The sequence below is a fragment of the Agarivorans gilvus genome (assembly GCF_001420915.1).
GTDB lineage: Bacteria > Pseudomonadota > Gammaproteobacteria > Enterobacterales > Celerinatantimonadaceae > Agarivorans > Agarivorans gilvus.
Map to the genome: position 1 here is coordinate 2,891,046 of NZ_CP013021.1, position 24,913 is coordinate 2,915,958.

Annotated in this window: 24 protein-coding genes and 2 pseudogenes; 13 read left to right on the plus strand and 13 right to left on the minus strand. The window is 48.6% G+C overall.

The features are described 5' to 3' along the window. The 4 genes from AR383_RS13565 to AR383_RS13580 form a co-directional block, all read right to left on the minus strand. Nucleotides 1–1,242 (minus strand): ABC transporter permease, encoded by a 1,242-nt coding sequence (locus AR383_RS13565; protein ID WP_055733619.1) that lies wholly within the window; start codon nucleotides 1,240–1,242, stop codon nucleotides 1–3. Nucleotides 1,243–1,266: 24 nt separating this feature from the next. Then, nucleotides 1,267–2,313, minus strand: coding sequence for an ABC transporter substrate-binding protein (locus tag AR383_RS13570; protein WP_055733620.1), 1,047 nt, complete (start codon nucleotides 2,311–2,313; stop codon nucleotides 1,267–1,269). Beyond that, nucleotides 2,310–3,440 carry an ABC transporter ATP-binding protein gene (locus AR383_RS13575; protein ID WP_055733621.1) on the minus strand — a complete coding sequence of 377 codons (1,131 nt, stop codon included), beginning with the start codon at nucleotides 3,438–3,440 and terminating at the stop codon, nucleotides 2,310–2,312. Before AR383_RS13575 ends, AR383_RS13570 begins: the two co-directional genes overlap by 4 nt. A 195-nt stretch (nucleotides 3,441–3,635) precedes the next feature. Further along, complete coding sequence (locus AR383_RS13580) at nucleotides 3,636–4,544, minus strand: LysR family transcriptional regulator (RefSeq protein ID WP_055735050.1); 909 nt, start codon at nucleotides 4,542–4,544, stop codon at nucleotides 3,636–3,638. 118 nt (nucleotides 4,545–4,662) lie between these two features. On the opposite strand from AR383_RS13580, the gene AR383_RS13585 reads away from it, so the two are divergent. Next, nucleotides 4,663–5,658, plus strand: coding sequence for an NADP-dependent oxidoreductase (locus AR383_RS13585; protein ID WP_055733622.1), 996 nt, complete (start codon nucleotides 4,663–4,665; stop codon nucleotides 5,656–5,658). Nucleotides 5,659–5,707: 49 nt separating this feature from the next. Here the strand turns inward: AR383_RS13585 and AR383_RS13590 are convergent, their stop codons facing one another. After that, nucleotides 5,708–6,325, minus strand: a complete 618-nt coding sequence (locus tag AR383_RS13590) for a glutathione S-transferase family protein (RefSeq protein WP_055733623.1) — start codon at nucleotides 6,323–6,325, stop codon at nucleotides 5,708–5,710. Nucleotides 6,326–6,429: 104 nt separating this feature from the next. Here AR383_RS13590 and AR383_RS13595 point away from each other — a divergent pair, with 104 nt between their 5' ends. The 9 genes from AR383_RS13595 to AR383_RS13635 all read left to right on the plus strand — a co-directional run bounded on the left by AR383_RS13595 (nucleotide 6,430) and on the right by AR383_RS13635 (nucleotide 13,442). Beyond that, nucleotides 6,430–7,311 carry a LysR family transcriptional regulator gene (locus AR383_RS13595; protein ID WP_055733624.1) on the plus strand — a complete coding sequence of 294 codons (882 nt, stop codon included), beginning with the start codon at nucleotides 6,430–6,432 and terminating at the stop codon, nucleotides 7,309–7,311. 26 nt (nucleotides 7,312–7,337) lie between these two features. Next, nucleotides 7,338–8,282 (plus strand): chemotaxis protein, encoded by a 945-nt coding sequence (locus tag AR383_RS13600; RefSeq protein ID WP_055733625.1) that lies wholly within the window; start codon nucleotides 7,338–7,340, stop codon nucleotides 8,280–8,282. A gap of 147 nt (nucleotides 8,283–8,429) precedes the next feature. Then, complete coding sequence (locus AR383_RS13605) at nucleotides 8,430–9,083, plus strand: substrate-binding periplasmic protein (protein WP_157051742.1); 654 nt, start codon at nucleotides 8,430–8,432, stop codon at nucleotides 9,081–9,083. 78 nt (nucleotides 9,084–9,161) lie between these two features. Next, the gene (locus AR383_RS13610; protein ID WP_055733627.1) at nucleotides 9,162–9,980 is read left to right on the plus strand and encodes a DUF2797 domain-containing protein; all 819 of its coding nucleotides are present in this window, start codon (nucleotides 9,162–9,164) and stop codon (nucleotides 9,978–9,980) included. A gap of 32 nt (nucleotides 9,981–10,012) precedes the next feature. Beyond that, complete coding sequence (locus AR383_RS13615; protein WP_055733628.1) at nucleotides 10,013–10,300, plus strand: hypothetical protein; 288 nt, start codon at nucleotides 10,013–10,015, stop codon at nucleotides 10,298–10,300. 87 nt (nucleotides 10,301–10,387) lie between these two features. Further along, nucleotides 10,388–11,020 carry a DUF2796 domain-containing protein gene (locus tag AR383_RS13620; protein WP_055733629.1) on the plus strand — a complete coding sequence of 211 codons (633 nt, stop codon included), beginning with the start codon at nucleotides 10,388–10,390 and terminating at the stop codon, nucleotides 11,018–11,020. A 1-nt stretch (nucleotide 11,021) separates the two neighbouring features. Next, on the plus strand, nucleotides 11,022–11,738 hold the full coding sequence (locus AR383_RS13625; RefSeq protein ID WP_055733630.1) for an ABC transporter ATP-binding protein: 717 nt from the start codon (nucleotides 11,022–11,024) through the stop codon (nucleotides 11,736–11,738). Then, nucleotides 11,725–12,951 (plus strand): ABC transporter permease, encoded by a 1,227-nt coding sequence (locus AR383_RS13630; protein ID WP_055733631.1) that lies wholly within the window; start codon nucleotides 11,725–11,727, stop codon nucleotides 12,949–12,951. Before AR383_RS13625 ends, AR383_RS13630 begins: the two co-directional genes overlap by 14 nt. An 11-nt stretch (nucleotides 12,952–12,962) precedes the next feature. Further along, entirely contained in the window at nucleotides 12,963–13,442 is a 480-nt protein-coding gene (locus tag AR383_RS13635; RefSeq protein WP_055733632.1) for a DUF3299 domain-containing protein, read from the plus strand. On the opposite strand, the gene AR383_RS13640 is transcribed toward AR383_RS13635, so the two are convergent. Both AR383_RS13640 and AR383_RS13645 read right to left on the minus strand, forming a co-directional pair. Beyond that, on the minus strand, nucleotides 13,439–13,684 hold the full coding sequence (locus tag AR383_RS13640) for a DUF6868 family protein (RefSeq protein WP_055733633.1): 246 nt from the start codon (nucleotides 13,682–13,684) through the stop codon (nucleotides 13,439–13,441). The genes AR383_RS13635 and AR383_RS13640 overlap by 4 nt on opposite strands. A 44-nt stretch (nucleotides 13,685–13,728) precedes the next feature. Beyond that, complete coding sequence (locus tag AR383_RS13645) at nucleotides 13,729–14,442, minus strand: DUF2914 domain-containing protein (protein ID WP_083481606.1); 714 nt, start codon at nucleotides 14,440–14,442, stop codon at nucleotides 13,729–13,731. A 510-nt stretch (nucleotides 14,443–14,952) separates the two neighbouring features. Here AR383_RS13645 and AR383_RS13650 point away from each other — a divergent pair. Beyond that, nucleotides 14,953–15,696, plus strand: a complete 744-nt coding sequence (locus AR383_RS13650) for a gamma-glutamyl-gamma-aminobutyrate hydrolase family protein (protein WP_055733635.1) — start codon at nucleotides 14,953–14,955, stop codon at nucleotides 15,694–15,696. An 8-nt stretch (nucleotides 15,697–15,704) separates the two neighbouring features. Next, a pseudogene (locus AR383_RS13655) lies at nucleotides 15,705–16,987 on the plus strand (NAD(P)/FAD-dependent oxidoreductase). Between the two features lie 10 nt (nucleotides 16,988–16,997). Here the strand turns inward: AR383_RS13655 and AR383_RS13660 are convergent. Then, nucleotides 16,998–17,999, minus strand: a complete 1,002-nt coding sequence (locus AR383_RS13660) for a LacI family DNA-binding transcriptional regulator (RefSeq protein ID WP_055733636.1) — start codon at nucleotides 17,997–17,999, stop codon at nucleotides 16,998–17,000. 253 nt (nucleotides 18,000–18,252) lie between these two features. Here AR383_RS13660 and hemB point away from each other — a divergent pair, with 253 nt between their 5' ends. Beyond that, the gene (gene hemB, locus AR383_RS13665) at nucleotides 18,253–19,254 is read left to right on the plus strand and encodes a porphobilinogen synthase (RefSeq protein WP_257720925.1); all 1,002 of its coding nucleotides are present in this window, start codon (nucleotides 18,253–18,255) and stop codon (nucleotides 19,252–19,254) included. 61 nt (nucleotides 19,255–19,315) lie between these two features. Here the strand turns inward: hemB and AR383_RS13670 are convergent, their stop codons facing one another. The 5 genes and pseudogenes from AR383_RS13670 to gppA form a co-directional block, all read right to left on the minus strand. Further along, the gene (locus tag AR383_RS13670; RefSeq protein ID WP_055733637.1) at nucleotides 19,316–20,215 is read right to left on the minus strand and encodes a DMT family transporter; all 900 of its coding nucleotides are present in this window, start codon (nucleotides 20,213–20,215) and stop codon (nucleotides 19,316–19,318) included. Nucleotides 20,216–20,264: 49 nt separating this feature from the next. Continuing rightward, a complete protein-coding gene (locus AR383_RS13675) occupies nucleotides 20,265–21,338 on the minus strand; it encodes a GGDEF domain-containing protein (protein ID WP_157051743.1) in 1,074 nt (357 codons plus the stop codon). Nucleotides 21,339–21,441: 103 nt separating this feature from the next. Then, nucleotides 21,442–22,517: pseudogene (purK, locus tag AR383_RS13680) on the minus strand (5-(carboxyamino)imidazole ribonucleotide synthase). Nucleotides 22,518–22,530: 13 nt separating this feature from the next. Then, on the minus strand, nucleotides 22,531–23,028 hold the full coding sequence (gene purE, locus AR383_RS13685) for a 5-(carboxyamino)imidazole ribonucleotide mutase (protein ID WP_055733639.1): 498 nt from the start codon (nucleotides 23,026–23,028) through the stop codon (nucleotides 22,531–22,533). 379 nt (nucleotides 23,029–23,407) lie between these two features. Beyond that, the gene (gene gppA, locus AR383_RS13690) at nucleotides 23,408–24,895 is read right to left on the minus strand and encodes a guanosine-5'-triphosphate,3'-diphosphate diphosphatase (RefSeq protein WP_083481607.1); all 1,488 of its coding nucleotides are present in this window, start codon (nucleotides 24,893–24,895) and stop codon (nucleotides 23,408–23,410) included. Nucleotides 24,896–24,913: the final 18 nt, after the last annotated feature.

Genomic DNA, 24,913 nt, shown 5'->3' on the forward strand with positions numbered 1-24,913 from the left:
TTAACCCAACTTAATGTTGTTTACGCCAACATAGCGATCGTAGAGCCAGTACAAGCCAATAATGAGCGCCAGCAGCAATGAGCCGAGCGCGGCGGCCAGCTCCCAGTTGTTTGACGACTGCATGTGGAAGGCAATGATGTTGGAGATCATTTGCCCTTCGGTACCGCCTACAATGGCGGGGGTAATGTAGTAACCAATGGAGATAATAAATACCAACAGGGCCCCTGCACTCACCCCAGGAATGGTCATTGGCAGGTAGATTTTGATAAAGGCCGGCAGCGGTTTTGAACCTAAAGACAGCGCAGCTCTATAGTAACTGGGGTCGATATTTTTCATCACACTGTAAAGCGGCAAAATCATGAACGGCAATAAAATGTGGGTCATGGCAATGATGGTGGCAAATTGGGTGTAAAGCAGCTCTAGGGGCTGATCGATAATGCCGATCTTCATCAGCGTCGAATTCACCACTCCATTGGTTTGCAAAATGGCGATCCAAGAGGTGGTTCTCACTAGTAGTGAGGTCCAGAAGGGCAGCAGCACCAGCACCATTAGGCGGTTGGCAATTTTGCTGGATGCGTTGGCCAAGTAGTAGGCTAAGGGGTAAGCCAGTAGCGCCGTTAACAGGGTAATGATTAAGGCAATTTTTAGGCTTTTCCAATACAGCTTCAAATAGATTTGAGTATCACGCTGTTCTATCTCGCCATCGCTATTGCGCTGTAAATCGAAGGTGGTGAGATAATAGCTGTCAGTAAAAGCGGGGCCTGCACGCTTAATGGCTCGCCAAACCGTAATGTCCTGCCATTTTTTTGAATAGCCCAGCAGCAGTTGGTCGCCCTGTTGTTGCAGCTCCGCTTCACTTTTACGCTTGAGTTTACGCGCGCTGGATTTAATTAAACTGGAGCTACCCGGTTTTAAGCGATTGATTTCTTCGGCCAGCTTGCCTGACAAACGTTGTTCGGCTAATTGCCGTAGCTCGATGGTAAATTGCTTAAGAGTCTCGCCATCGGGCAGTTGTTCGGCAGTTTCATCCCAGCGTTTTAGCTCCACTAGGGTTTGCGGGATTAATTGGCTCACCGTAGGGTGGTAGACACTACGGTAGAGCATGGTGGCAATTGGCGAAATAAAGGTGATGAAGACAAATATCAACAGCGGCATAGTAAACAGCAGCAATAGGCGCTTTTTGCGTTTTAATAAGCGCCGGCTGTGAATGATCTCTTCTACGCTAAGACTGTTGTTATCCATCTTCACCTCTAGCTCGCGGCTGGCTTACTTAAGTAGCCATTCGTTAAACTTCTCGCCTAAAGACTCGCCATAGTCGGCCCAAAACTCACCAGAGGCTTTAACCCCTTCATCTAAGTGAGAAGAAGGCAACTTAGGAATCACTGCTTCATCCACATAGGCGTAAGAAGAGTTACGGGTTGGGCCGTAAGCCACTTCAGGCATGCCACTTAAGGGTTTTGAACCCGTAGCAAAGCGAATAAACTCCATTGCCAGTTCTTTTTTCTTGGTACCTTTCACAATCGCCCAAACGTCTAAATCGTAGAGGTGAGCATCCCACACCATTTCAAAGGGTTTACCTTCACTTTGAATGGCATCAAAAATACGGCCATTGGCTGATTGCACCATTACCGCACCGCCATCGTTGAGTAGTTGTGGCGCTTGCGACCAGCTATCAAACCAAACGATGTCATCTTTAATTGAGGCCAATTTAGCAAAGGCGCGAGCTTGGCCTTCTTCGGTTTCTAGTACATCGTAGACTTCGGACTTAGGCACACCATCGGCAATCAATGCCCACTCCAGGTTAACCTGAGGGCGTTTACGCAAGGCGCGTTTACCGGGGTAAGTTTTGGTATCGAATAGGTCGGCAATGCTGCTAGGCTGGCCGCCTTGAATGGTGTCGTTATTGTAGGCAAACAGTACTGTCCAAACGATGTTACCCACACCACACTCATTGGCGAGCGCGGCTTCACTAAAGTCTTCTGCGGCAGGTGTGCCATCGTCACCCGGTGGTAGCGTATCTTGAGGAATCACTTCTAACAGGCCTTCTGAACAGGCACGCTCTAAGTCAATTACCTCTACATCAATCACATCCCAGAGGATGTTGCCACTTTCCACTTGCGCCTTAATTTCGGCAATACCACCCGAGTAGTTTTCAAATAAGATTTTGTGACCGGTTTTTTCCATAAAAGGGTCCAGCATGTGTTTTTGCTGGGCTGCTCCATAAGCGCCGCCAAAAGACACAGCGGTGAGCTGGTCGGCACTGGCGACATTGCACAGTGACGCTAAGGCAATAACTGGGAGTAGTCGTTTCATAGGTTCCATCCTTTACCATTAAGATCGTTGGGGGGAGTAAACACTAAGCCATCTTTAAATGACCAAGTTAGCTTACTGGTTGCGCCAGTTTCGATATTGGGCGCGTCGTGATCATTCAGCACTTTTACCATCAGTTCGGTTTTGTCGCGTAACTTGAAGAAGTAACGAATAAAATCACCTACGTAGAGGCGAGTGATAAATTCGGCTTCAATACTGTTTTCGAAATGATGTTTGTCGCTTTCAATGAATAAGTTCTCAGGACGAACCGCCAACACACAGTGTTGTCCGGCTTCAGGACAGTCCATCGCTTGGCCAATCACGATGCTACCATCACTTAATTCAACCTTGGCTTGGTCTGCCTCGCGCGCTAGTACTTTGCCCGCGAGATGATTATTTTCGCCAATAAAATCAGCCACAAAAGCATTGGCTGGGCGTTCATAGAGTACGTCAGGGGCAGCACATTGCTGCACAACGCCATCGTTAAACACCGCGATGCGATCAGACATGGTGAGCGCTTCGGTTTGGTCATGGGTGACATAAATGGCAGTAAAGCCGATGGATTCATGCAAACGTTTAATCTCGAATTGCATCTGCTCTCGCAGGTTTTTATCCAAGGCGCCTAGGGGTTCGTCCATCAGTACAATGGAGGGTTCAAAAATCAGTGAGCGAGCTAGTGCTACCCGTTGTTTCTGACCACCGGAAAGGTGGCCGGGATAGCGCTTGCCAAAACTCTCTAATTCGACCAAGGCCAGTGACTCGGCTACTTTGCGTTTTATGACTTCGCTGGGGAGTTTGCGCACTATCAGTGGGTAGGCGAGGTTTTCGGCGACGGTCATATGGGGGAATAAGGCGTAGTGCTGAAACACCATGCCGATGTTTCGATTGTAGGGAGCGACGTTGGTAATGGTTTGGCCATTCACCAAAATTTGCCCACTGGTGACGTCTTCGAAACCAGCCAGCATCATCAAACAGGTGGTCTTTCCCGAACCCGAAGGCCCCAATAGAGTAACAAACTCCCCTTTCTTAATATCGAGGTTGAAGTTTTTTACCACTAAGCTGCGTTGATCGTAGCTTTTTTTTACATCGACAAAACGAACATATTGATGGTCATCGACCGACTCGCTCATATACAGATCCTTTTGCTAAGAGCTAGCAGCGCAATTTGCGCTGGACGTCAAAATCCCTATTAACATTATCCTAACAAACTATGCTGCAGAGAAAAGTGCGAATATTAAACAACTTAACGGCGGTGCCAACATATTATACTTAGTTGGCTTGGTTTTTAAGTTGAAACGTTTGTCTCTTTAAAGTTTGCGATAAATTTATCTCGGAACTTGCGCCAGATGCTCGGTGATAAAGTCTACCGCCACCCTAACTTTAGGGATTTGATATTTAAGCCTTTGGTATAAAAGATAAATCCCGTTAGTTTCCACCGGGGCTACACGAACTTCTTGGTCGAGGTCGAGCCGCACTAGGCTGCCTTCATCAAGCATTTGCTGAACCCCCCACTCGGGTAATAGCGCAATGCCCTCACCGTTTTTGGCCGCATTTAACAGATGGCTACCATGGTTGCTAATGAGACGAATTTTGGGGTGTAACTCTTGCCAACCCTGTGGTCGCTTGACCAGCCAAGGCAGTACTTTGTCTGGGCCACGATAACGTAAGCTGAGGTGCTGATTAAGATCTAGCACCGAGTTAGGTGTACCGTATTTGGCGAGGTAAGCTGGAGAGGCGCACAAAACAAAATGGTTGCTGGTGAGCTTTTTCGCCACGATGCGCTCGTCGGGAGCTTGGCCTCCGCGAATGGCGATATCGATGGGGTCGCGGCGTAAGTTGGTCAGTTGGTCACTAAAATGCAGATCCAACACTATATCGGGGTAGCGCTGAGAAAACTCGTTTAAAATTGGCGTTAGGCAACGTTCGCCATAACTGGGCATGGCGCTAATTGACAGTAGCCCGCTAGGGTGAGCTTGTTGCTGTTTAAGTAGCGCTTCTGCATCATCCAAACTGCTAAGCGCGGGTAAAATTTGTTGGTAATACAGGGCACCGAGTTCGGTCAATTTTACCTGCCGAGTGCTACGCTCAAGTAATTGCTGTTGCAACAGCGCTTCTAAGTCGGCAATCCGCCGTGATACCGATGAGGCCGGAACGTCAAAAGCAGCAGCGGTTTTGGTAAAACTGGCCGATTCTGCCAAGTGGGCAAAATAGTGAAGTGCGCGTAGTTTATCCATGAGGCTATTTTTGTCATAAAGACAAAAAAGTTTAGCCAATTTGGTCATTTATTGCCAGTTGTGGTTTTATTTATAATGTTTTTGATAACAATTACACCCCCTATTTAGAGGAAACATCATGTCTAGCTATCAAGCCGTTCATCTTGTAAAACGTCCTGTTAATGTGATCGAAGCCAGTTGTTTCGAGTTAAGAGAGCACTCACCAACTGAGCTACAAGAAGGGCAATTTCGAGTGAAACAAACTCACATGTCTTTAGACCCAGCAATGCGTGGTTGGATGAGTGCCGATACTAACAGCTACATTCCACCTGTAGAGCTAGGAGCGGTGATGCGCGCTAGCGGCATTGGTGAAGTCGTGGAGTCGCGCCACCCAGATTTTCCGCAAGGTGCTCGAGTGATGGGCATGTTTGGCTGGACGGAGCAGGCTATTAGTAATGGTGCCGGGGTAAATTTAGTGCCTGAAGGTTTACCTGCAGAAGCGGTGCTAGCCGTATTAGCCTTGCCGGGAATGACAGCGGCGCAAGGCTTATTTGGCATTGCTAAGCCTAAGGCCGGCGAAACATTATTAGTGAGTGGCGCGGCTGGTTCTGTTGGCTCTTTAGTGGGGCAAATGGCCAAGGCTGAGGGGCTGCGAGTAATTGGCGTAGCTGGTAGTGATGAAAAGTGCCGTTGGTTGGTGGAGCAACTGGGTTTTGATGGCGCGGTAAACTACAAATCTGAGCAGCTAGCCGAACAAGTCGCCGAGCTGACACCAAACGGCATCGATATTTATTTTGAGAATACCGGCGGGCCGATCCAGCAAGTTGCCTTCGATAATATGAACACCTTTGGCCGCGTTGTGGTGTGCGGCATGATTGCTGATTACAACAGCGAGCAGCCTTCGGCTGGACCAAACTGGATGCAAATCATTAAGAAGCGTTTGTCGATTCAAGGTTTCACCATGCCTGACCATTTCGATAAGGCTCCGCAACTAATGCAACAAGTCGCCGCTTACCTACAAGCTGGCAAACTGCAATATCGAGTGCACGTACTCGACGGTTTAGCTGCGGCTATCGATGGCATTAACTTGCTGTTTAGCGGTGAAAACCAAGGGAAATTGTTAGTAAAACTATAAGCAGATTGGCCAAGTTCACTAGAGGTTTAGTGAGCTTGGCGCTAAGCGCCTAAGCGCAGACTTTAGTATCGTCATCAATGGCGATGTAGTTGGGCTGCTTGGCAATGCGTTGGCACCAGTCTTGAATCGCTGGAAAGCGGCTTAACTCAAAGCCTCCCTCATCGGCTACATGGGTATAAGCGTAAAGCGCAATGTCGGCAATGCTTAGCTGCTCTGCAACCAAATATTGATGCTGCTTTAAGTGTTGTTCCATTAATTCTAATGCCGCATAGCCTTGCTGTTGTTTGTCGGCGAGTTGAGCTTGGCGCAGTTCATTCATGCCAGCATGGCTCAACCAAAAACGCGGCGATGCAATATTAGGCTCGTGACTATATTGCTCGAAATTCATCCATTTCAATACCTCCGCCTGCAACCAAGTATCGCTTGGCCAAAAGCGCGTGCCCTGAGCCAGATAATATAAAACCGCATTAGACTCAGCCAAAGTACGGCCATCATCGAACTCTAATACCGGGATCTTACCGTTGGGATTAAGCGCTAAAAAGCGGGGAGTTCGGGTTTCCCCAGCGACAATGTCATAGCATTTCACTTGGTAGTCGATACCAAGCAGGTTTAATAACAGGCGGATCTTATAGCCATTGCCTGAGGGAAGGTAGTCATGCAAAATCATAGTGGCTCCTGCCGATGTATTTGTTTGGCTAGTGTGGCAATTTACTGGCAACTTGAATAACGATAAATTTTAATACTAAGTATTAATCTTGATGATGGGTAACTATGGATATTGACGCCTTACGCAGTTTGCTGGCCTTTGTTGAAAGTGGCAGTTTTACCCGTGCCGCTAGTCAAACTTTTCGCACTCAATCAGCGATCAGTGCGCAAATGAAAAAACTGCAGCAACAAGCGGCCAGCCCTTTATTTATTAAAGAAGGGCGAAGCCTGCAGTTAACTCCAGCAGGTCAAGCTTTAGCCAGTTATGCGCGGCGCATTGTGAGTCTGCATGATCAAGCCTTAATAGAAATGAAAAATAGCCACGCTACAGTTGAGTTGCGCTTGGGGTGTCCAGACGATTACAGTATTTCGGTATTGCCTTTGTTTGCCGAATTATTACAGCAGGCAGTGCCTAATTTAAGTTTACGTTTACGCGCCGCGCCCAGTTATTTGTTACGCCAAAGTTTGGATTGCGGAGAGTTGGATATAGCGATTTTAACCCGCAGTCCCGACAGTGATGAAGGTTATTTGCTGCGTCATGATCAAGGCGTATGGGTAAGTCATCCGCAGCGCGACCTTTCTTTGCAGCAGCCGATCCCGCTGGCCTTGTATGAAGCCGACTGCAAGTTTCATAGCAGTGCCATTGCCGGTTTAGATAAGGCTGAACGGCCTTATCGTTTGCTAGCCACCAGTGCCAATCATAGTGGACTCTATGGTATGGTAAAACAAGGTTTAGCGGTGGCGGCGATGGCGCGTTCAAGTAAAGGTGAATTACAAGAATTGTGCGCTACAACTATGCCGCCGTTACCAGCAATTGATATTGTTGTGGCGCTGGCCACTCAGCCCCATGTGGCCTGTAGCAGCACCATGATTAAAGATATTTGTGAACAGTTTCGCCAAAAGGATGTTGAGCTAGAGCCAACATTGGGCGAAGCTGTGTTTAACTGATCGTTATTTTGACATAAGGATGCATGATGAGTAGCGCTACTAGTCAAACCCAAGGTTTATTGCATTTTAGGTTATCGCATAGCCAGCTATTCGCGATTGGAACCTTAAAAGTACGCGAAATTGTGCCTTATACGCGGCTTACTGCCTTACCACATTCCCATCCCTACGTATTAGGCTCTGCGTCGCTACGAGGTCAAACGGTATCGGTTATCGACATGGCCGCTGCTGTGGGTTACCGCCCTATCAGTAAAGAAGAGCGCGAGTCTTGCTCCATCATTATTACCGACGTGAGTCGGCAAACTTTGGGCTTTCTGGTGCGAGGTATTGAGCGCATCACCGAATGCCGTTGGCGCGACATCGATCCACCGCCTAGCTCCTTAGGTAAAAATGCTTATGTCACCGGAGTGACCAGAGTAGATGATAAATTGGTGCAGTTATTGGATATCGAAAAGCTGATCGCCACGGTGTTCCCAGACGATGAAAACAAGGTGCGCGTTTCTGTGAGTCTGCCAGACCAAGCCATCTTGAGTCAGTTGAAAATTATGCTGGTGGACGATTCTGCTACCGCAAGAAAGCAGTTAGCGGGTGCTTTAGATAGCATAGAAATTGATTATCAAATTGCCAGTGATGGGGCCACGGCGTTTAAAATGATGCAACAAGCGGCTGCGGCCGGTGAGCCGATCGATGTTTTAGTGAGCGACATAGAAATGCCTGGGCTGGATGGCTATGAACTGACCTTTGAAGTACGTAGTGACCCTGGTGTGGCTGATGCTTACATTATTTTGCATACCTCTTTATCTAGTGAGATTAGCGTGGATCGTGCTCATCAAGTGGGAGCCGATGAAGCCTTAACTAAATTTGATGCTGGTGAGTTAATTGATGCCATGTTGCGTGGCGCAGAACGTGTTTCTCAAGCAGAAACAAGGAGCTCTTTAGCAAAAAAGAACGGAATCCCTGAGGGGATTCTGTAAGTAATTACTAAATTTAGAGTCGTTAATGACGCTGTTTGACTATGCTTACAGTGAGTACGCTCGCGTCAGGTAAAGAATGTGAAATACTGTTGTTGCTTGCTGTTATGCTTCCTTCACTTGCCCTTGTTTGCTGCAAGTACCACTATCATGATAGCGACCCAAGAATGGTCGAATTACGCCAATAAAGACGGTAGTGGCTATTATTTTTCCTTACTAGAGCGGGCTTTCCCAGGTTATCAGTACAGTGTCACTTTTATGCCTTATGCGCGCAGCCTTGCGATGTTAGAGCAGCAGCAGGTCGATTTAGTGTTTGGTGCCTCGGAGGACGATTTTGATGACGCGCGCTGTGGTGTCTCCTTGGTGGAAGTAGACCGTTCAGACATGCTGACTTCCCAGCGCTTAGCCAGCGGTTTTCGCTCCTCGCTAGATTTAAACGGTAAGTATGTAGTATCGCGGATTGGTTATGATTGGCGTGATCAGCTTCCCGCTGGCACGCGTTATAAGGAGTACGCTAGCCTAGCGCAGATGATTAAATTACTTAGCGTTGGCCGAGTGGATGCGGTGCTAGAGTATCGAGATGAAATCGAACAGGCTTTGCTTAAACTTGGCGGTGATTATCAGCAGTTAGTTATTGTTGATAACGTGGTGGAATATGGCTCTACCTTTTGCTTTGCCGCAAATAAGCGGGGCGAGTATTTGCAGAAGCAATTTGATCGTGTGATGTTGCAGATGATAGAAAGTGGAGAGCTAAGGGCACTGATGCTTCAGACCCTAGGCAGTGATGAAGACTATCCATATTAAGTTTTAGCTGGGCTTTGACTGTGGCTCGCTTTGCTTTAGACTGCTCAGCCCAACTTATACCGCAAAGGCTAGATCAGGATGCAGGGTCACTTATCAAAAATGCGCGCCGAACTGGGCGAGCAAATCCAATACTACCTCCCCATAGGCGAACAAGAACTCCATCTTAACCCTTTGATAGGAAAATCTTTTTCTTTTGAGTTTACCGGTAAGATTAATTGCCGTAACTGCGGTAAAGCCAGTAAGAAAAGTTACTCCCAAGGTTATTGTTTTGTGTGCATGCGGAAGCTGGCTAGTTGCGATATGTGCATCATGAAGCCGGAAACATGCCATTACGACCAAGGAACTTGTCGCGAGCCTGAATGGGGTGATGAACATTGCATGATCCCGCACTTCGTCTATTTGGCCAATACCTCTGGCTTAAAAGTGGGCATTACTCGGCATACGCAAATTCCTACCCGTTGGATTGATCAAGGCGCCACTCAAGCTTTGCCAATATTAAAAGTGGCTACTCGCCAGCTTTCCGGTTTAGTGGAAGTGGAGTTGGCTAAGCTGATTGCCGATAAAACCAATTGGCGGGCGATGTTAAAAGGTGATGCGCTGGAATTGGATTTAGTGGCCGAGCGGGAACGTTTGTTACCAGAAATTGAGGCGGCTTTAGCGCAGCTAAAAGAGCGTTTTGGTGAGCATGCTATTGAACGCTTGCCAGAGCAAGAGGTGCTGGATTTACATTATCCGGTGAACTCATATCCCAGCAAAATCAGTAGCTTCAACCTAGATAAAAATCCTTTAGTGGAAGGCCAACTACAGGGAATCAAGGGTCAGTATTTAATCTTTAACAATGGTGTGATAAACATTCGTAAGTTCGGCTCTTATGAAGTGAAAGTATTAGAGTCATAGTAATGGCTGCAAAAGCAGGGTAACAGCTTAAGATGAACAGATCGACTTGGCACAAGGCGCTTACTTGGGTACTGATTGTATCAGTACTTTGGCTGGCTGCTATTTGGGCTGAGCACCAGCTTGAGCGCCTAGATCCCGGTCATGATGATCAGCACTGTCAGCTCTGCTTACAACTGCATAAATTAACTAGTGCTGTCGCCAGCAGCGTAGGGCTAATGGTGCCTTTAGTGCTGTTTGCCTTACTGGTGCTCTCTGCCAGTGCTTATCAATATCAAGTTCCAGCGCGAGCCCAAGCGCGCGCCCCGCCTGCATATAACTAATCGAGATACCGTTTTGAGCCAAGCCCCAAGCTTTATCTAAGCTTGCCGCTTAAGGCTGTTTATATTTAGTTATACATGGAACTTACAATGAAATTACGCGCAATTTTCTTAGGCTCTGTTGGCCTATTCTCGGGTGCGGTTAGCGCCCAATCTGCTCACCAACATGGTGTGGCAGAGTTATTTTTTGCTGCCAATGGCAGTGAGTTACAAATAGAGCTGCATACTCCAGCCGACAACTTACTTGGCTTTGAGCATGCTCCGGTTAATCAGCAGCAGCGGCAGACTTTGCAAGCGGCTCAACAGACAGTGCAGCAAATCGAGCAACTGTTTGTGTTTAATCAAGCAGAGTGTGAGTTAAGTAACTTAAGTCAAGACTGGGGTGAATTAGCCGATGGCGACCACCATCATGAAGCCGGGCACGAGCACGATGCAGAACATGAGCATGATGCCGGGCATGACCACGATGCAGAACATGACCACGATGCCGGGCACCAGCACGACGGCGAGCATGATCATGATGAAGGGCATCAGCATGCAGCCCATCAGGATATAAACTTGAATTACTTGTTTAGTTGTCAAGATGCCGAGCAATTAACTAGCATCGAGCTACTTTGGTTCAAGGCTTTCCCTAATCTACATAAGATTCGAGTTCAGGGCGTCAGCGAACGTGGCCAAGTGGCTGTCGATCTTGGTCCCAATAATAATCAGGTGAAACTCTAAGATGTCTCAAGCTACTTCTCTACTGGCTTTAGATGAAGTGGTGTTTGCGTGGCCGGGTGAATCTCACCCGGCCATTCATATCCCCCACCTTAGCATCAAGGCAGCCAGCCATACCTTCATTCACGGCCCCAGTGGCTGTGGTAAATCTACTCTGCTGAGTCTGATTGCCGGGGTAATCAGTGCTCAGCAAGGGCGTATTAGCTTTATGGGGCAGGATTGTGCTGCACTATCGGCGGCCCAGCGTGACCAATTGCGGGCAGACCATATTGGCTATGTATTTCAGCAGTTTAATTTATTGCCTTATTTATCGGTGTTAGAAAATGTGGCCTTGGCCTGTCAGTTTTCTAAGTTGCGCAAACAGCGCGCTTTAAGTCGCTCAGCCAGCGTGCTGGAAGAGGCGCGGCGTTTGTTGGCTCATTTACAGCTACCCGATAAACAACTGCAACAGCCTGTGGGAAGACTCAGCATCGGCCAACAACAGCGTGTCGCTGCGGCGCGGGCAATGATCGGTTCACCAGAGTTAATTATTGCCGACGAACCCACTTCGGCGCTGGATAAAACCAACCGAGAACATTTTATGAACCTGCTAATGGCCGAGCTAAAGCACTGTGACAGCAGTTTATTACTGGTGAGTCACGATCAAGATTTGGCGCAGCGTTTTCAGCAGGTGGTGGATCTTCCGGCGTTAAATTTGGGAGGTGCTCATGAGCCTGCTTAATCTAGCTTGGCATAGCCTTTGGGCACGGCGCGGTACGGCCTTATTAAGCCTGCTAACCATTGCCTTAAGCGTGGCTTTATTACTGGGAGTGGAGAATCTACGTACTCAGGCTAAGTCGAGTTTTGCTTCCACTATCTCTGGCACTGATTTGATCGTAGGCGCGCGTAGTGGCCCCACTCAGTTGTTATTGTATTCGGTGTTTCGCATCGGCAATGCAACCAATAATATTTCTTGGGATAGTTACCAGCAAATCACTCAGCAGCCAACGGTAAAATGGGCCATTCCTATCTCTTTAGGTGACTCGCACCGCGGTTATCGAGTAATGGGCACCACTAACAGTTTCTTTGAGCATTACCAATATGCCAATAAGCAGCCGCTGCGCTTTGCTCAAGGTCGGGCTTTAGAAAATACCTATGACGTGGTTTTGGGGGCTGAAGTTGCCCGTAAACTGCAGTATCACTTAGGTGACAAGATAGTGGTGGCTCATGGTTTAGCGGCGGTGAGCTTTGTTAATCATGAGCATTACCCTTTTGTGGTGAGTGGCATTTTGCAGCCCACCGGCACGCCGGTAGATCGCAGTGTGATCACCTCTCTAGCCGGCATTGAAGCGATCCATTTACCACCTCAGCAGCAAGCTTATAGCGAGCAGCAGCTAACTCCGAGCAGCATTACGGCGATGATGCTGGGTACTCAGTCTAAGTTGCAAATTTTTAGCCTTCAGCGACAAATCAATGAATATAAAGGCGAAGCCTTGCTGGCGATTTTGCCTGGGGTAGCCCTGCAAGAGTTATGGGGTATTTTAAGTATTGCCGAAAGCGCCTTGTTAGCGGTATCAATTTGTGTGGTGATCACTGGTTTGATGAGTATGTTAAGTACTTTGATGGTGAGCTTAAAAGAGCGCCGTAGGGAGATGGCCATATTACGTTCGGTGGGCGCGAAACCGCGACACATTTTTGGTTTACTGTTGCTAGAAGCACTGCTGCTAAGCGTGTTGGGGGCCTTGTTGGGCCTACTGAGTATGTATCTCATTTTAGCCGCAGCGAAGCCCCTATTATTGAGTCAATTTGGCTTTTACTTGGTACTTACTTGGCCCAGCCTACAACAGCTGTACCTGTTATTAGCTGTGGTGATAGTGGGCTTTATTGCTGGAGTGCTGCCGGCATGGCGAGCTTATCGCTATTCTTTAAGTGACGGCATGAGCATTAGAATTTAGGAATAATACAGATGAAGTTAACGCATTACCTATTGCTGTTGTTGCTAGTGAGCCTGCGCTCATTTGCCGACGGTATCGACATTTGGGAGCAGTTGCTACCCGAAAATGAACGACAAATGGCCATGCCTGAGATCAATCATGATGCGCCCTTAGGAGAGGCTAGCCAGCAAAACCTTAACGTGAGTGTGAATCCAGAATTAGACGGTCAGTCTTTGCGGATCCCCGGTTTTGTGGTGCCTTTAGACAGCGAAGGGGAAGTGGTGAAGGAGTTTTTGTTGGTGCCCTATTTTGGCGCTTGTTTGCATTATCCGCCACCGCCGCCCAATCAAATTGTTTATGTGCGTTACAGTCAGGGTTTACAACTGGAAGACTTGTGGCAGCCGGTGTGGGTAGAAGGCACCATTCATACTCAAATCCAAACAGTAGAAGGTGTGGCAACGGCGGGCTATTCAATTAATGAAGCGAAGTCCATCGTTCTATACACCGACTAATCGAGCACAATACTTAGGGCGATGTATGGCACTAAGTAAAACGCGATAATCGCTGTTTTATAGAGTGCTAGCCCTAAGTAGTGAAAGCGGTCGAACTTTTCTTCGCTTAACTTAAACCACCTGGCGTGCAGTTTATAAGTCCAGTCATGGGCAAGGGTTAAAAATGCGAACCAGTATAATAATACCGCGATGTTGATAAGGGCTCCCCAGCCCAAAGCACTGCGGATCAGTTCTAATTCCATGGCTCCACCTTCATTACTCTGTGTGGCGCTAGTCTGTCAATCGACTATTGCACTTTAAAGTATTGCTCGAAAATTAATTGTTGCTGGTGAAAAATGGCGACTCGCCATTGACCACGGCTGCGCTTATCAAACTGTTTGCTAGCATAAGTACGCCAACGTGGACCGCCTATCGCCAGTTCAACAGAGGCTTGTAGCTGTTGTTGTTTATACCAGTGTACCTCTACCGTTTGCCTTTGCATTTGCCTTAACTCAATAAATAAATACAGCTTGTTAAGCTGGCTTAAGTCTAGGCCTTCAAGCTCATCCTGTGGTTCTCGCTGTTTAATGTTGGATGTTAGCTGCGCCCGCACCAGTTGTTGGTTGAACCACGAATGTTGGCTGGGTTCCTTGGTAATACTGGCAAGGTCGCTGGTGGCGGGTGCTGACTCTGCTGGCTTGCTTAAGCTAGCCGCTGGCTGGTCATGAGTTGTTTGCGTATTGCTGGCGGTACTGGCTGGTTCGGTTGGCTTAGGCGCAGCTGGAGTCTCTTCCTTGTTGTTCTCTTCGCGCAGACTCATGCTACTCAGTGGGCTGGATTTTACTGGTGGTAGAGTGTCAGCACGGGTCTCGCTGTTAATTGGTTGCGCTGCATTATTGGTGTTGGGCGAGGCGCTGGGCGGCACTTTGTGCTGATTGTTTTGAGGGCCGCTAGTACTGCTTATCAAATCTGCCGCATCGTTAGACATCGGCGCCGCTGCGTTCTCAGACGGCTCGGGCATGCCGTCATTTTGTTCAATAGATTGTGCGGTTAAGGGCTGAACGAAATATATGATGGCAACGAGTAAGCTTAGGCAGAGCAGTATTGCGCCGCTAATTTTTCGCAGGTCAAAAGGGGTTTAGGGGCGCTGACAATGGGCTGGGCAGAGGCCGTCGGCGGTTTAGCTTTAAGTTTAATCGATATTTTAATTTGTTCAGCCATGAGAGAGAAAGCACCATAGGTCCGTTTGATACTGGCAAGCCATTTTAGCCTGTAAGGGCAAAGCCTGCCACGGCTTTGCTTTGGCTTAGTTCTAAATATTCAGATTTAGTCTAAGTGTTCATTATAAGTTCCATTGTTAATCTGACTAATATGCCAAACAAAATCTTATATTTTTAACTGATTGATTTTTATGGATATGGTTTGTTGTTGCAATGTTCTTTTGTTGATTGGTGTTAAATATATTTTACATTCTTCGTTTGCTATGCCACCTTAGCTTTATATGTTTAATGGATGAAAAGGAAGTTTGTCGATGTCTCAGGGTGCAAAGCAACCATTAATTGGGGTGATTACTTGCCACAAGCCGCAAGGGCTTTATCAGGTACAAACGGTTAATGAGTTTTACCTGAATGTGATAGCAGACTTTGGGGCGGCCCCAATTATCTTGCCTCACCAGCTGCAAGGCGAAAGCCTACACGCGGTACTCTCGCAACTCGATGGCGTATTATTAACCGGTAGCCATTCTAACGTAGAGCCCCGCCTATATGGGGCCACCCATGATGAGCCGCGCTTAGACCCAGGCCGCGACCAACTGGCTTTTGCCATTGTGGCTTATGCCAAGCAGCATGGTCTGCCGGTGTTAGGTATTTGCCGTGGTTTTCAGGAAATGAACGTTGCTCTGGGTGGCAGTTTGCATCACAAGGTTTATCAACTGGGTGGCTGCGTTGAACACCGCGAGCCAGAGAGCGACGACTTTGCGCTTAAATATGCCGAGCAGCATAGCCTAAAACTAGAACCCTTTAGCTGGCTAGGGCAATGGCTAGACAGCGACAGCATTATGGTTAATTCACTGCATAACCAAGGCGTCAATCGGCTTGCCGAAGGTTTAGTGGTAGAAGCGAAAGCGGAAGATGGCTTAGTGGAAGCCTACCGCCTGCAAGATCATCCCTTCTTTTATGCCGTGCAATGGCATCCTGAATGGCAGGCTAGCGCCAAGCCGGTTTCTCAGGCGATATTTAGTCATTTTGTGGCCGCTGCTGCGGCGCATGCTAGCTAATCAAGGAGGTGACCGTGCAACAACATACCGAATCTTATTATGCGGCTAGCCGCAACAATAGTCGTGAGTTTCCTCAGTTACAAAAGCAGCTACGCTGTGACGTCTGTATTATTGGCGCCGGTTTTAGCGGCTTGTCGTCGGCGCTGCATTTAGCAGAGAAAGGCTTCCATGTGGTGGTATTAGAAGCCGCTAAGGTGGGCTTTGGCGCGACGGGGCGTAATGGCGGGCAGATAGTGAATAGCTATAGCCGTGACGTGGACGTAATTGAGCAGCGTTATGATCAAAAGACCGCTCAAGCCTTAAATGAAATGATTTTTGAGGGCGGCGAAATCATTCGCTCGCGGATTGCCCAATACAACATTGAATGTGATTATCAGCAGGGGGGATATTTGCCGCCCTTAACGCTAAGCAAATGCGTGGCTTAGCCGAGCAAAAAGCCAATTGGGAGCGCTTTGGCAATCACCAATTACACCTGTTAGATAAGGACGAACTGAGCAAGCGGGTGGGCACCCAAGCCTATCAAGGTGGTTTGTTAGACATGAAGGGCGGCCACATTCATCCGCTCAACTTGGCCTTGGGTGAAGCGGAAGCCATTTTAAGTTTGGGCGGCGAAATTTACGAGCAGTCTGCGGTAGTGAGTTATCAAGCGGGTGAACCGGCTACAGTGCTGACCGAGCAGGGCAAGGTGACGGCCAACTATGTGCTGTTTGCGGGCAATGCTTATCTTGGTGAACTAGAACCGAAGCTTAGCGATAAGGCGATCCGTTGTGGTACCCAAGTGGTGGCCACCGAACCTTTGAGTGAAGACCTATGCCAACAGTTGTTGGCGGAAAATGACTGCGTTGAAGACTGTAACTACTTACTCGACTACTACCGTTTAACAGCCGATAGGCGCTTGTTGTTTGGCGGTGGCGTGGTTTATGGCGCTAAACCCTTGGCTTCTATAGAAAAGCAAATTCGACCCAAGTTTGAGGCCTTGTTCCCCCAACTTAAAGGCGTGGCGGTGGATTACGCGTGGACCGGTAATTTCCTATTAACTTACTCACGAATGCCGCAATTTGGCCGCCTAGATAGCAATATTTATTATTTGCAGGGCTACAGTGGTCACGGGGTAACTTGTACCCATCTAGCCGGTAAATTACTGGCTGAGGTGCTAAGCGACCAAGCACAGCGTTTCGATGTGTTTGCCTCGCTAAATCACTACCGTTTTCCCGGCGGGCGTCATTTGCAAGTGCCATTTACCGCTTTGGGTGCGGTGTATTACAACCTGCGTGACAAGCTGGGTATTTAAGCGCCTAACCCTAGGCCTTGGGGGGCGCGACTGAGTCGCGCTTCACTAGGGTGGGAAGGTATTTATGCAAACTTGCCACCGGCTCTTGGTTAGCCAACTTTAGCGCCATCTCGGCGGCTTCCATCGCCATCATTTCAATCGGATAGCGCATGGTGGTGAGTTTGGGGCGTAAATAGCGCGACAATAATACATCATCGAAACCTACCACCGAAACATCCTCGGGAACCCGGTAACCGTTGTCGCAGAGTACCGTAATGACCCCTGAAGCCATGGCATCGTTATAGACGATGAGTGCGGTAAAATTAAGACCTCGAGCCAATAGATTCTGCGCGGCTTGCTCTCCACCAATTTCATTGGGTTCGGCACTGGCGATGGCTTGCTCATCAAAAGGTAAGCCCTGTTGCTGTAGGGCGCTTTGGATGCCGTTTAAGCGTAAGCGCGGATCTTCAATATCGTAGTTGCTGGTGATGCAAGCAATGTTGCGGTGGCCCAGAGATAATAAGTGGCGGGCGGCGGCTTCTCCGCCGGCTTGGTTGTCTAACCATACGCAACGATGGGCGATGGCTGGAATATAACGGTTGATTAATACCAAACCGGGTACGGCTTCGGCGTAATCTAGCAGAGTTTGGTCACTTAAGGCCTTAGAGTGCACAACGATGGCTTCGCAGCGCTGCTCTAATAGGGTTTCAATGGCCCGTTGTTCGGTTTCGGCACTCACCAGCCCGTTACTGATCAACAGTTGAATATTGTTGCTCCGCGCTATCTTTTCGACCCCACCGGCCAAGGTGGCAAAAAACGGATCGGTGAGTTCACTAAATACCAGTCCAAGGGTGCGGTTGCTTTGAGTTACTAAGGCGCGGGCATTGGCATTGGGGCGATAGCCTAAATCCAGCATAACCTGCTTAACCAGTTTACGGTTTTTGGCACTCACTTTAGGACCATTGTTGACCACTCGCGAAACCGTGGCAACGGATACGCCGGCGGCGGCAGCGACGTCTTTTATAGTGGCCATGTATGCTCCATATTGCTTAAGTGATAGGACTGAAAAAATAGGCTAGCTAGACCCATGCTTGAGGCTAACAAAGACCCTAATTTAGCAAATCTAGGTCAAGGTGGAAACGTTTTCCTTTTTTACCTAGTGTTAAACTGTGGGCTTGGGCTGTTGCTGGTGGGAGTGGGTAAAAGTGGGCGCGGCACTTGCTCGTGTAGAGCTAGGCGCTTAAAGTAGCCCTAGATGTATAAAGATAACCAGTAAGGAGCGCTAAGTGAGCGTATCAAGAGCTTTTCCTGCCACCCGTATGCGTCGTATTCGTCGTTTTGATTTTTCTCGTCGTTTAGCTAGTGAAAACCAGCTTTCGGTAGATGATTTGATTTATCCAATGTTTGTGATTGAGGGCGAGAATAAAACCGAAAAGGTGGCCTCTATGCCGGGGGTTCAGCGCTTTAGTATCGACCTACTAGTTAAAGAAGCGGAGCACTTAGTGGCCTTGGGCGTGCCAATGGTGGCCTTATTTCCAGTGACGCCGAGTGAACATAAATCATTGCTGGCCGAGCAAGCCTATGCTGAAGACGCCTTGGCGCAACGAGCGGTGCGTGCCTTGAAGCAGGCCTTTCCTCAGTTAGGAGTGATGACCGACGTCGCTTTAGATCCTTTCACCACGCATGGTCAAGATGGCATCATTGATGCCCAAGGTTACGTACAAAATGATGTGACCACCGAAGTATTGGTGAAGCAGGCACTATCACATGCTGCCGCTGGCGCCGATGTGGTAGCACCTTCCGATATGATGGATGGACGCATTGCGGCGATCCGCGAAGCGCTAGAAGAGGCTGGGTACCATAACACCATGATTATGGCTTACTCGGCAAAATATGCTTCTCATTACTACGGCCCATTTCGCGATGCGGTTGGCAGCTCGGCTAATTTGAAAGGCGGTGATAAGAAGACTTATCAGATGGATCCGGCCAATGGCCAGGAAGCCTTGCATGAAGTGGCGCTAGATATTGAAGAGGGCGCCGATATGGTGATGGTAAAACCCGGCATGCCGTATTTAGACGTTGTTCGCCAGGTTAAAGATACCTTTGCCGTACCTACTTTCGCTTATCAGGTGAGTGGTGAATATGCCATGCATAAAGCGGCCATTGAAAATGGTTGGTTGGCTGAACGCCCTGTGGTGATGGAGTCTTTGTTAGCCTTTAAACGCGCCGGTGCCGACGGCATTCTGACTTATTTCGCCAAAGATGTGGCTCAATGGTTAGCCGAATAATTCCTCTTGCTCCGTAGCTCGCTGACGGTATAAACCGTCAGTGAGTTGCTGGTTTTATTGCCTAGGAAAAGATCAATAAGCCACTGCCAATGACAACTAGGCCGGCGCTAAACCACGCCGAGCGAGTGGGGGCTTGTTTGGTGACCAGCCACAGCAGCGGTAGCACGAGTACTGGAGAGGTGGAAGATAACAAGGCCACTACCGATACGTCGCCGTAACGCAGCGCAAATAGCATCAAGGTCATGCCCACGGCCATAGCCAAAAAACCATTGCTGGCGATCATCACAAATAAGCGACGGTTGAGCGGGCGTTGCGCTCGCGCTAGCTTATGGCCACTGAGCCAAAACAGCCAATGGGCGATGAATGCGCTGAGCATACGGATAGCCGAGCCTGCTACCGGATCAATTTGGCTATATTCTGGCTGACTCATCAGTGGTTTTAGCATCACCGTGCCGATGCTTTGACACAGCGCCGCGGCGAGACCCAAGGCCAAGCCCACGTACACTGGACCGGTAATACTCTCCCAACTGTGTTGTTCGGCGCGTCGACCAAAGCTTACCGCCAGTAATACCCCGCCAAATAAGCAAGCTGCGCCTAACAAGGACCAGCCCAGTAATTGTTCATTGAATAGCCATACCCCAAACAAGGCTGAGAAGGCCGCATGACAGGCAAACAGTAAGCTGGCTCGGCGTGGCCCAAAGCGATTCATACAAGCGAATAATGCAGTATCGCCAACAAATACCCCGACAAAACCGGATAGAGCGAACCAGCTGGCTTGCTGCAAACTAATGTATTGCCACTGGTTGTTGTATAAGCTGGCGCTAATCAGCATAAAACTCACCAAGCCCATGCGCCAACGGCTATAGGCAAAGGCGCCTAAGTGGCGACTGGGAGTGACCGAAATTAAGCTGGTGCCAGCCCAAAGGCAGGCGGCCAACAAGGCAAGCCATTCGTAGCTCAATGTATGCTCCTAAGTAGCAGTACTAATCAATAGTGAGGGCGGCGGAGAGTTACGGTGAGGTAGGTGGATTAGGTTTAGACCAATGACTTACTAGCATGTTACGCCCGCAGCGTTTGGCAGCATACATGGCATCATCGGCGTCGATCAATAACCGCGATAAATCTTTTCTTTGGGTCTCAAAGGCCAAGCCCATGCTAACGCTGATGTTTAATGAGTGCTGCGCCAAACTCAGCGGGTGTGCGGCAACCTGCTCGACCAGTTGTTGGGCAAAGTGCTGAGCGATATCGCGCTGACAATTTGGCCATAAAATGCAAAACTCGTCCCCGCCAAAGCGAGCAAACAGGGTATTGGGGGGCAGCTGTTTACTGATGCAGGCCACTAAATGTTTAAGCGCCTCGTCGCCCACTAAGTGGCCATACCGATCGTTGATGGCTTTAAAGTTATCGACATCAAATAACATTACCGCGATGCTGTTGAGTTCTTGTTGTTGAATATCTAACTGGCGTTCTAATTCGCGACGATTGAGGATATTGGTGAGAGGGTCAATGCTGGCTTGTTTGGCTAATTCTTGATGGGCTCGTAAGGTATCGTTAGAGAACAGCTTGGCGATAATACTGAGTAAAATGGCACAGTTGATGAACACCATGGCCATGGTTGAGTACTTTTGCTGAATACTGCTGGGAAACATCGGTTCATTGGGCCAATAAAAAATGCCCAAAAACATCAAGGTGATAAAGACCAAGATGCTGCGTCTTAATATCGGTTTATCTTGCCATAAAAGAAATGCCACTGGATAAACCACAATCAGGTGAAAGAACATCAGCGATTCGATACCAAACCAGCGCGTTGAAGCAATGCTGATATCGATAACAAACATCACTAAGATCCAAGCTTTGGCTAAGTCGTTGTGCCCTAAATAGTTGAGCAGCGTGGTGGCACAGAAGGCCAGCATAATTAAGCCATTGATTAGCCAAAATTCTGGGGCGGTGATCTGGTGTTCTAGACCTTGTATTACCACGTTCAACAATAACAAAGGCAGACCAAGAACGATGAAAAGGTTGGTCATACGAACGCTATGACGATTGCCTTTGTCTGTCCCAATGTTGAGAATTTTATGAAGCAAGCTTGTTCCTTCAATATCAGCTTGGGCTTACCTGCCCAAGATTAAAACGATTGTTCTGGTTAAAATTTAAGCGGCATAAAGACTTATACCGCTATCGGTGGGATTAATCTAGGTGTTTTATTAACCATTCGATGGCGTCTGCGTAGACCGGGCTCATCAAGGGTTGTAACTGACTAAGGCTAGCTAACAGTTGTTGACGCTCGGCAATGCTAATGTTGATGTGGCCTACTTTGCGGCCGGGGCGCACTTCTTTGCCATACCAAAATACCTCAATGCCTGGAACACTTAACCATTGGGTGTTGTAATCGACACCGATTAAATTAAGCATTACGCTTTGGGTTTTCACCAGCGGCTGTACCAAGGGCAGATTAGCAACGGCACGAATGTGCGCTTCAAACTGACTTAAACTTGAGCCCGCCTGAGTCCAATGGCCACTGTTATGTACTCGTGGGGCAATTTCGTTAATTAATAACTTATCGCCCACTTGGAAGCACTCCATGGTCATTACGCCAACATAGTCTAGCGCGTCCATCAGTTTGGCTAACATGGCTTCGGCTTGGCTCTGTAGGTGAGCTTTGCTAGCTACCGGTGATACAGTGGCTAATAGGATGCCTTGATGATGCTGGTTAATCGCTAGTGGATAAAAAGCCATTTCGCCATTGGCATGACGCATACCGATTAGCGAAACTTCCTCTTCAAAGGCAATCGCCTGTTCGGCAATACAATGGTCTAGCCAGGTTTGTGGAATGGCTCGTTGCTCGGCGCTGCCATCAAGTTTTAGCCAATGTTGGCCTTTGCCATCGTAGCCCCCGAGCGTTGCTTCAACAATACTCGCTCGCCGAGTTCGGCAAATAACTGCTCTGCGCTATGTTGGGCTTTAACATCGACCCATGGGGCGGTAGCGAGCTGTAAGGAATCAAGTAGCTTCTTCTGGCTGGCTCGGTCGGCTAGTTGTACTAGCGCGGGGCCATTAAGAAAGCGGGGGTGCTGAGTGAGTTGCTCGGTAGCAGCAGTACTTGGCCAATGTTCGCGCTCTACGGTAATAATATCGTCGTTGGCGATGTCAAAGGTTTCCGTTTCATCGGTCTCAACTGGACGCACTTCGATATTTAATGGTTGGGCAGCATGTTTTAACATTGCGCCAAGTTGGCCGGCACCTAAAATCCATATCTTATTCATGCTTCGTTCCTAATTACTCAGCCACTCGTGGGTCAGGATGGGCTAATACCGACTCAGTTTGAGCTAAGCGGAAGGCTTCGATGCGCTCGGCTAATTGAACATCGTTGGTGGCAAGAATTTGCGCAGCAAATAGGCCCGCGTTGTAGGCTCCTGCTGTGCCTATTGCTAAGGTGCCAACCGCCACGCCTTTGGGCATTTGAGCGATAGAAAGCAAGCTGTCCATGCCGTTTAGCGCTTTGCTTTGTACTGGCACACCTAATACTGGCAAACGGGTTTTAGATGCGATCATTCCAGGTAGGTGAGCTGCGCCGCCTGCGCCGCCAATAATGACTTTAATGCCACGCTCTGCTGCACCTGCGGAAAAGCTCATTAATTTGTCGGGAGTGCGGTGGGCGCTAACAACCTCAACCTCAAATTCTACGCCAAGTTGTTGTAGTACTTCGGCGGCGTTTTCCATGGTGGGCCAATCACTTTTTGAACCCATCACGATGGCAACTTGTGGTTGTGGCATTTGTATTCTCCTCGACTTAAATAGCACAGTGGTAACACGTTTTTAAAAGTCGTCACCCAAATGTGGCGACTCGCGCGCGCAGTTTGCCAGCCTCCCGTGCTTAGGTCAATATAAGAGCAGCCCGACTTGGCCGGTGTAGTACCGCCCACAGATGCGAAATGTTAATGTTATTACTAATAAAATATTGCCTTAAGCAGCATTTTTAGAAGCCATGTTTTATTTATTTCGCTAAGCTTGCTCGCCCTAGAATAAGGTCTGTTAGGATGCCTGAATGAGAATACTGCGAAGTCTACCTTTTAATTAGCAGTGCGTTGATTCCGCTGCTCTCCTAATGATTGCCATGCAGGCGGAACTGCTGGTCACCCACTCACTATGGGGCTTAACAGAGGGCTTCGATGATCTCTAGCGGGTAACCGGCTTGGCGTTGCACTTCAGCTTCTAATTCCAGTTCTGCTGCGCGCAGCGGATGTTGTTCATTCCAAGTGGGCGGAAAACATAGACGCCAATCTAAGCCTGTTTGCAATAAGGTAATCTTAGGCACGCTGTCTTCGGTGCGGCGCATGCATACGATAATCGCAATGCGCAATAAGCGCGCTAAAATTTGTGCTTCACTGGTGGGTAAGGCGTGTTGCTGCTCTAATAATGGTGCTTGCCACTCGCCGCGTTGGTTAAGTAATAAGTTGGAAACCAGATGCTTTTGTGCGCTAGTAAAGCCGGGTAAATCGGAATGGTCAATGATGTAAGCAGCGTGCTGAGGCGCACGTTTAAATTCGATATTTAAGCCCACTTCATGGAACATGGCGGCCCACTTTAATAGGCTTAAAGCTCGGTTACTCAAACTCGGAGTCAGCTGCTTGGCCATAGCCAAAGCGCAACTAGCCACCCGTTGGGCATGTGGGCGGTCTATTCTATGGCGTTTTACAAAGCTATCAGCAGTGCGAGTGCGAACACTACTGGTTTCTTCTTGGCTCAGCAGGCTGTAGACCAAGCCTTCGCGTAGCGCGCCACCGGCAAGGGTTAGCGATTTAATCTGTAGGCTTTCAAATAAGGCGATTAAGATCGCTAGGCCAGAGGCAAATACGGGTTTGCGTTCTTCCTCTAAACCAACAATATTCAGATGTTCGAGATGGCCACAAGCAATTACCTGTTGTTGAATGGTTTTCAGTTTCTGGTAGGTGATGCGTTCATCCATGCCTTGGGCGGTAATCACTTCAGATAAGGCTTGAATGGTGCCGGAGGCACCCACACTGCTTTGCCAACCAAGCCTGCGATAATCACTGATAACCGGGTTAATGACTTGCTGAGCGGCGGCAATGGCCGCATCAAAGTTAGCTTGGCTAAGCTGCTCTTGGAAAAAGCGCTTCAACCAAGTCACACAGCCAAGGTCTAAACTATTCAGCAGCAGGGCTTCGCTTTGCTCACCAATGACTAGTTCGGTGCTGGCTCCACCAATATCAATAACCAGACGCTTACCACTACCACTACTGGTATGGGCTACGCCGCGATAAATGATTTTGGCTTCGGTTTCGCCACTAATGATGCGTATTTTGTGGCCTAGGATCTTTTCAGCTTGAGCGAGAAACTCTCTGGCATTACTGGCTCGGCGCAGTGTCGCGGTGGCCACAATTTTGATTTGTTCGTCGGGAATGTCGCGCAGTTGCTCAGCAAACAGGCTTAGGCATTGCCAGCCTCGAACCATGGCGGCATTATCTAGCGTATCGTCAGCCCCCAAACCCGCCGCCAAGCGTACTTTGCGTTTTACCTTGGCGATGGTTTGTATGCTGCCACTTAGCTCCCGCACGATTAACATGTGGAAGCTGTTGGAGCCTAAATCAATGGCGGCATAGAAGGGGCATTCTTTAGACACTGTGTTCCTTACAATGAC

Coding starts and splice junctions, on each gene's coding strand:
- AR383_RS13565 (WP_055733619.1), bottom strand. CDS start 1,242: ATGGATAACAACAGTCTTAGCGTAGAAGAGATCATTCACAGCCGGCGC.
- AR383_RS13570 (WP_055733620.1), bottom strand. CDS start 2,313: ATGAAACGACTACTCCCAGTTATTGCCTTAGCGTCACTGTGCAATGTC.
- AR383_RS13575 (WP_055733621.1), bottom strand. CDS start 3,440: ATGAGCGAGTCGGTCGATGACCATCAATATGTTCGTTTTGTCGATGTA.
- AR383_RS13580 (WP_055735050.1), bottom strand. CDS start 4,544: ATGGATAAACTACGCGCACTTCACTATTTTGCCCACTTGGCAGAATCG.
- AR383_RS13585 (WP_055733622.1), top strand. CDS start 4,663: ATGTCTAGCTATCAAGCCGTTCATCTTGTAAAACGTCCTGTTAATGTG.
- AR383_RS13590 (WP_055733623.1), bottom strand. CDS start 6,325: ATGATTTTGCATGACTACCTTCCCTCAGGCAATGGCTATAAGATCCGC.
- AR383_RS13595 (WP_055733624.1), top strand. CDS start 6,430: ATGGATATTGACGCCTTACGCAGTTTGCTGGCCTTTGTTGAAAGTGGC.
- AR383_RS13600 (WP_055733625.1), top strand. CDS start 7,338: ATGAGTAGCGCTACTAGTCAAACCCAAGGTTTATTGCATTTTAGGTTA.
- AR383_RS13605 (WP_157051742.1), top strand. CDS start 8,430: ATGATAGCGACCCAAGAATGGTCGAATTACGCCAATAAAGACGGTAGT.
- AR383_RS13610 (WP_055733627.1), top strand. CDS start 9,162: ATGCAGGGTCACTTATCAAAAATGCGCGCCGAACTGGGCGAGCAAATC.
- AR383_RS13615 (WP_055733628.1), top strand. CDS start 10,013: ATGAACAGATCGACTTGGCACAAGGCGCTTACTTGGGTACTGATTGTA.
- AR383_RS13620 (WP_055733629.1), top strand. CDS start 10,388: ATGAAATTACGCGCAATTTTCTTAGGCTCTGTTGGCCTATTCTCGGGT.
- AR383_RS13625 (WP_055733630.1), top strand. CDS start 11,022: ATGTCTCAAGCTACTTCTCTACTGGCTTTAGATGAAGTGGTGTTTGCG.
- AR383_RS13630 (WP_055733631.1), top strand. CDS start 11,725: ATGAGCCTGCTTAATCTAGCTTGGCATAGCCTTTGGGCACGGCGCGGT.
- AR383_RS13635 (WP_055733632.1), top strand. CDS start 12,963: ATGAAGTTAACGCATTACCTATTGCTGTTGTTGCTAGTGAGCCTGCGC.
- AR383_RS13640 (WP_055733633.1), bottom strand. CDS start 13,684: ATGGAATTAGAACTGATCCGCAGTGCTTTGGGCTGGGGAGCCCTTATC.
- AR383_RS13645 (WP_083481606.1), bottom strand. CDS start 14,442: ATGCCCGAGCCGTCTGAGAACGCAGCGGCGCCGATGTCTAACGATGCG.
- AR383_RS13650 (WP_055733635.1), top strand. CDS start 14,953: ATGTCTCAGGGTGCAAAGCAACCATTAATTGGGGTGATTACTTGCCAC.
- AR383_RS13660 (WP_055733636.1), bottom strand. CDS start 17,999: ATGGCCACTATAAAAGACGTCGCTGCCGCCGCCGGCGTATCCGTTGCC.
- purE (WP_055733639.1), bottom strand. CDS start 23,028: ATGCCACAACCACAAGTTGCCATCGTGATGGGTTCAAAAAGTGATTGG.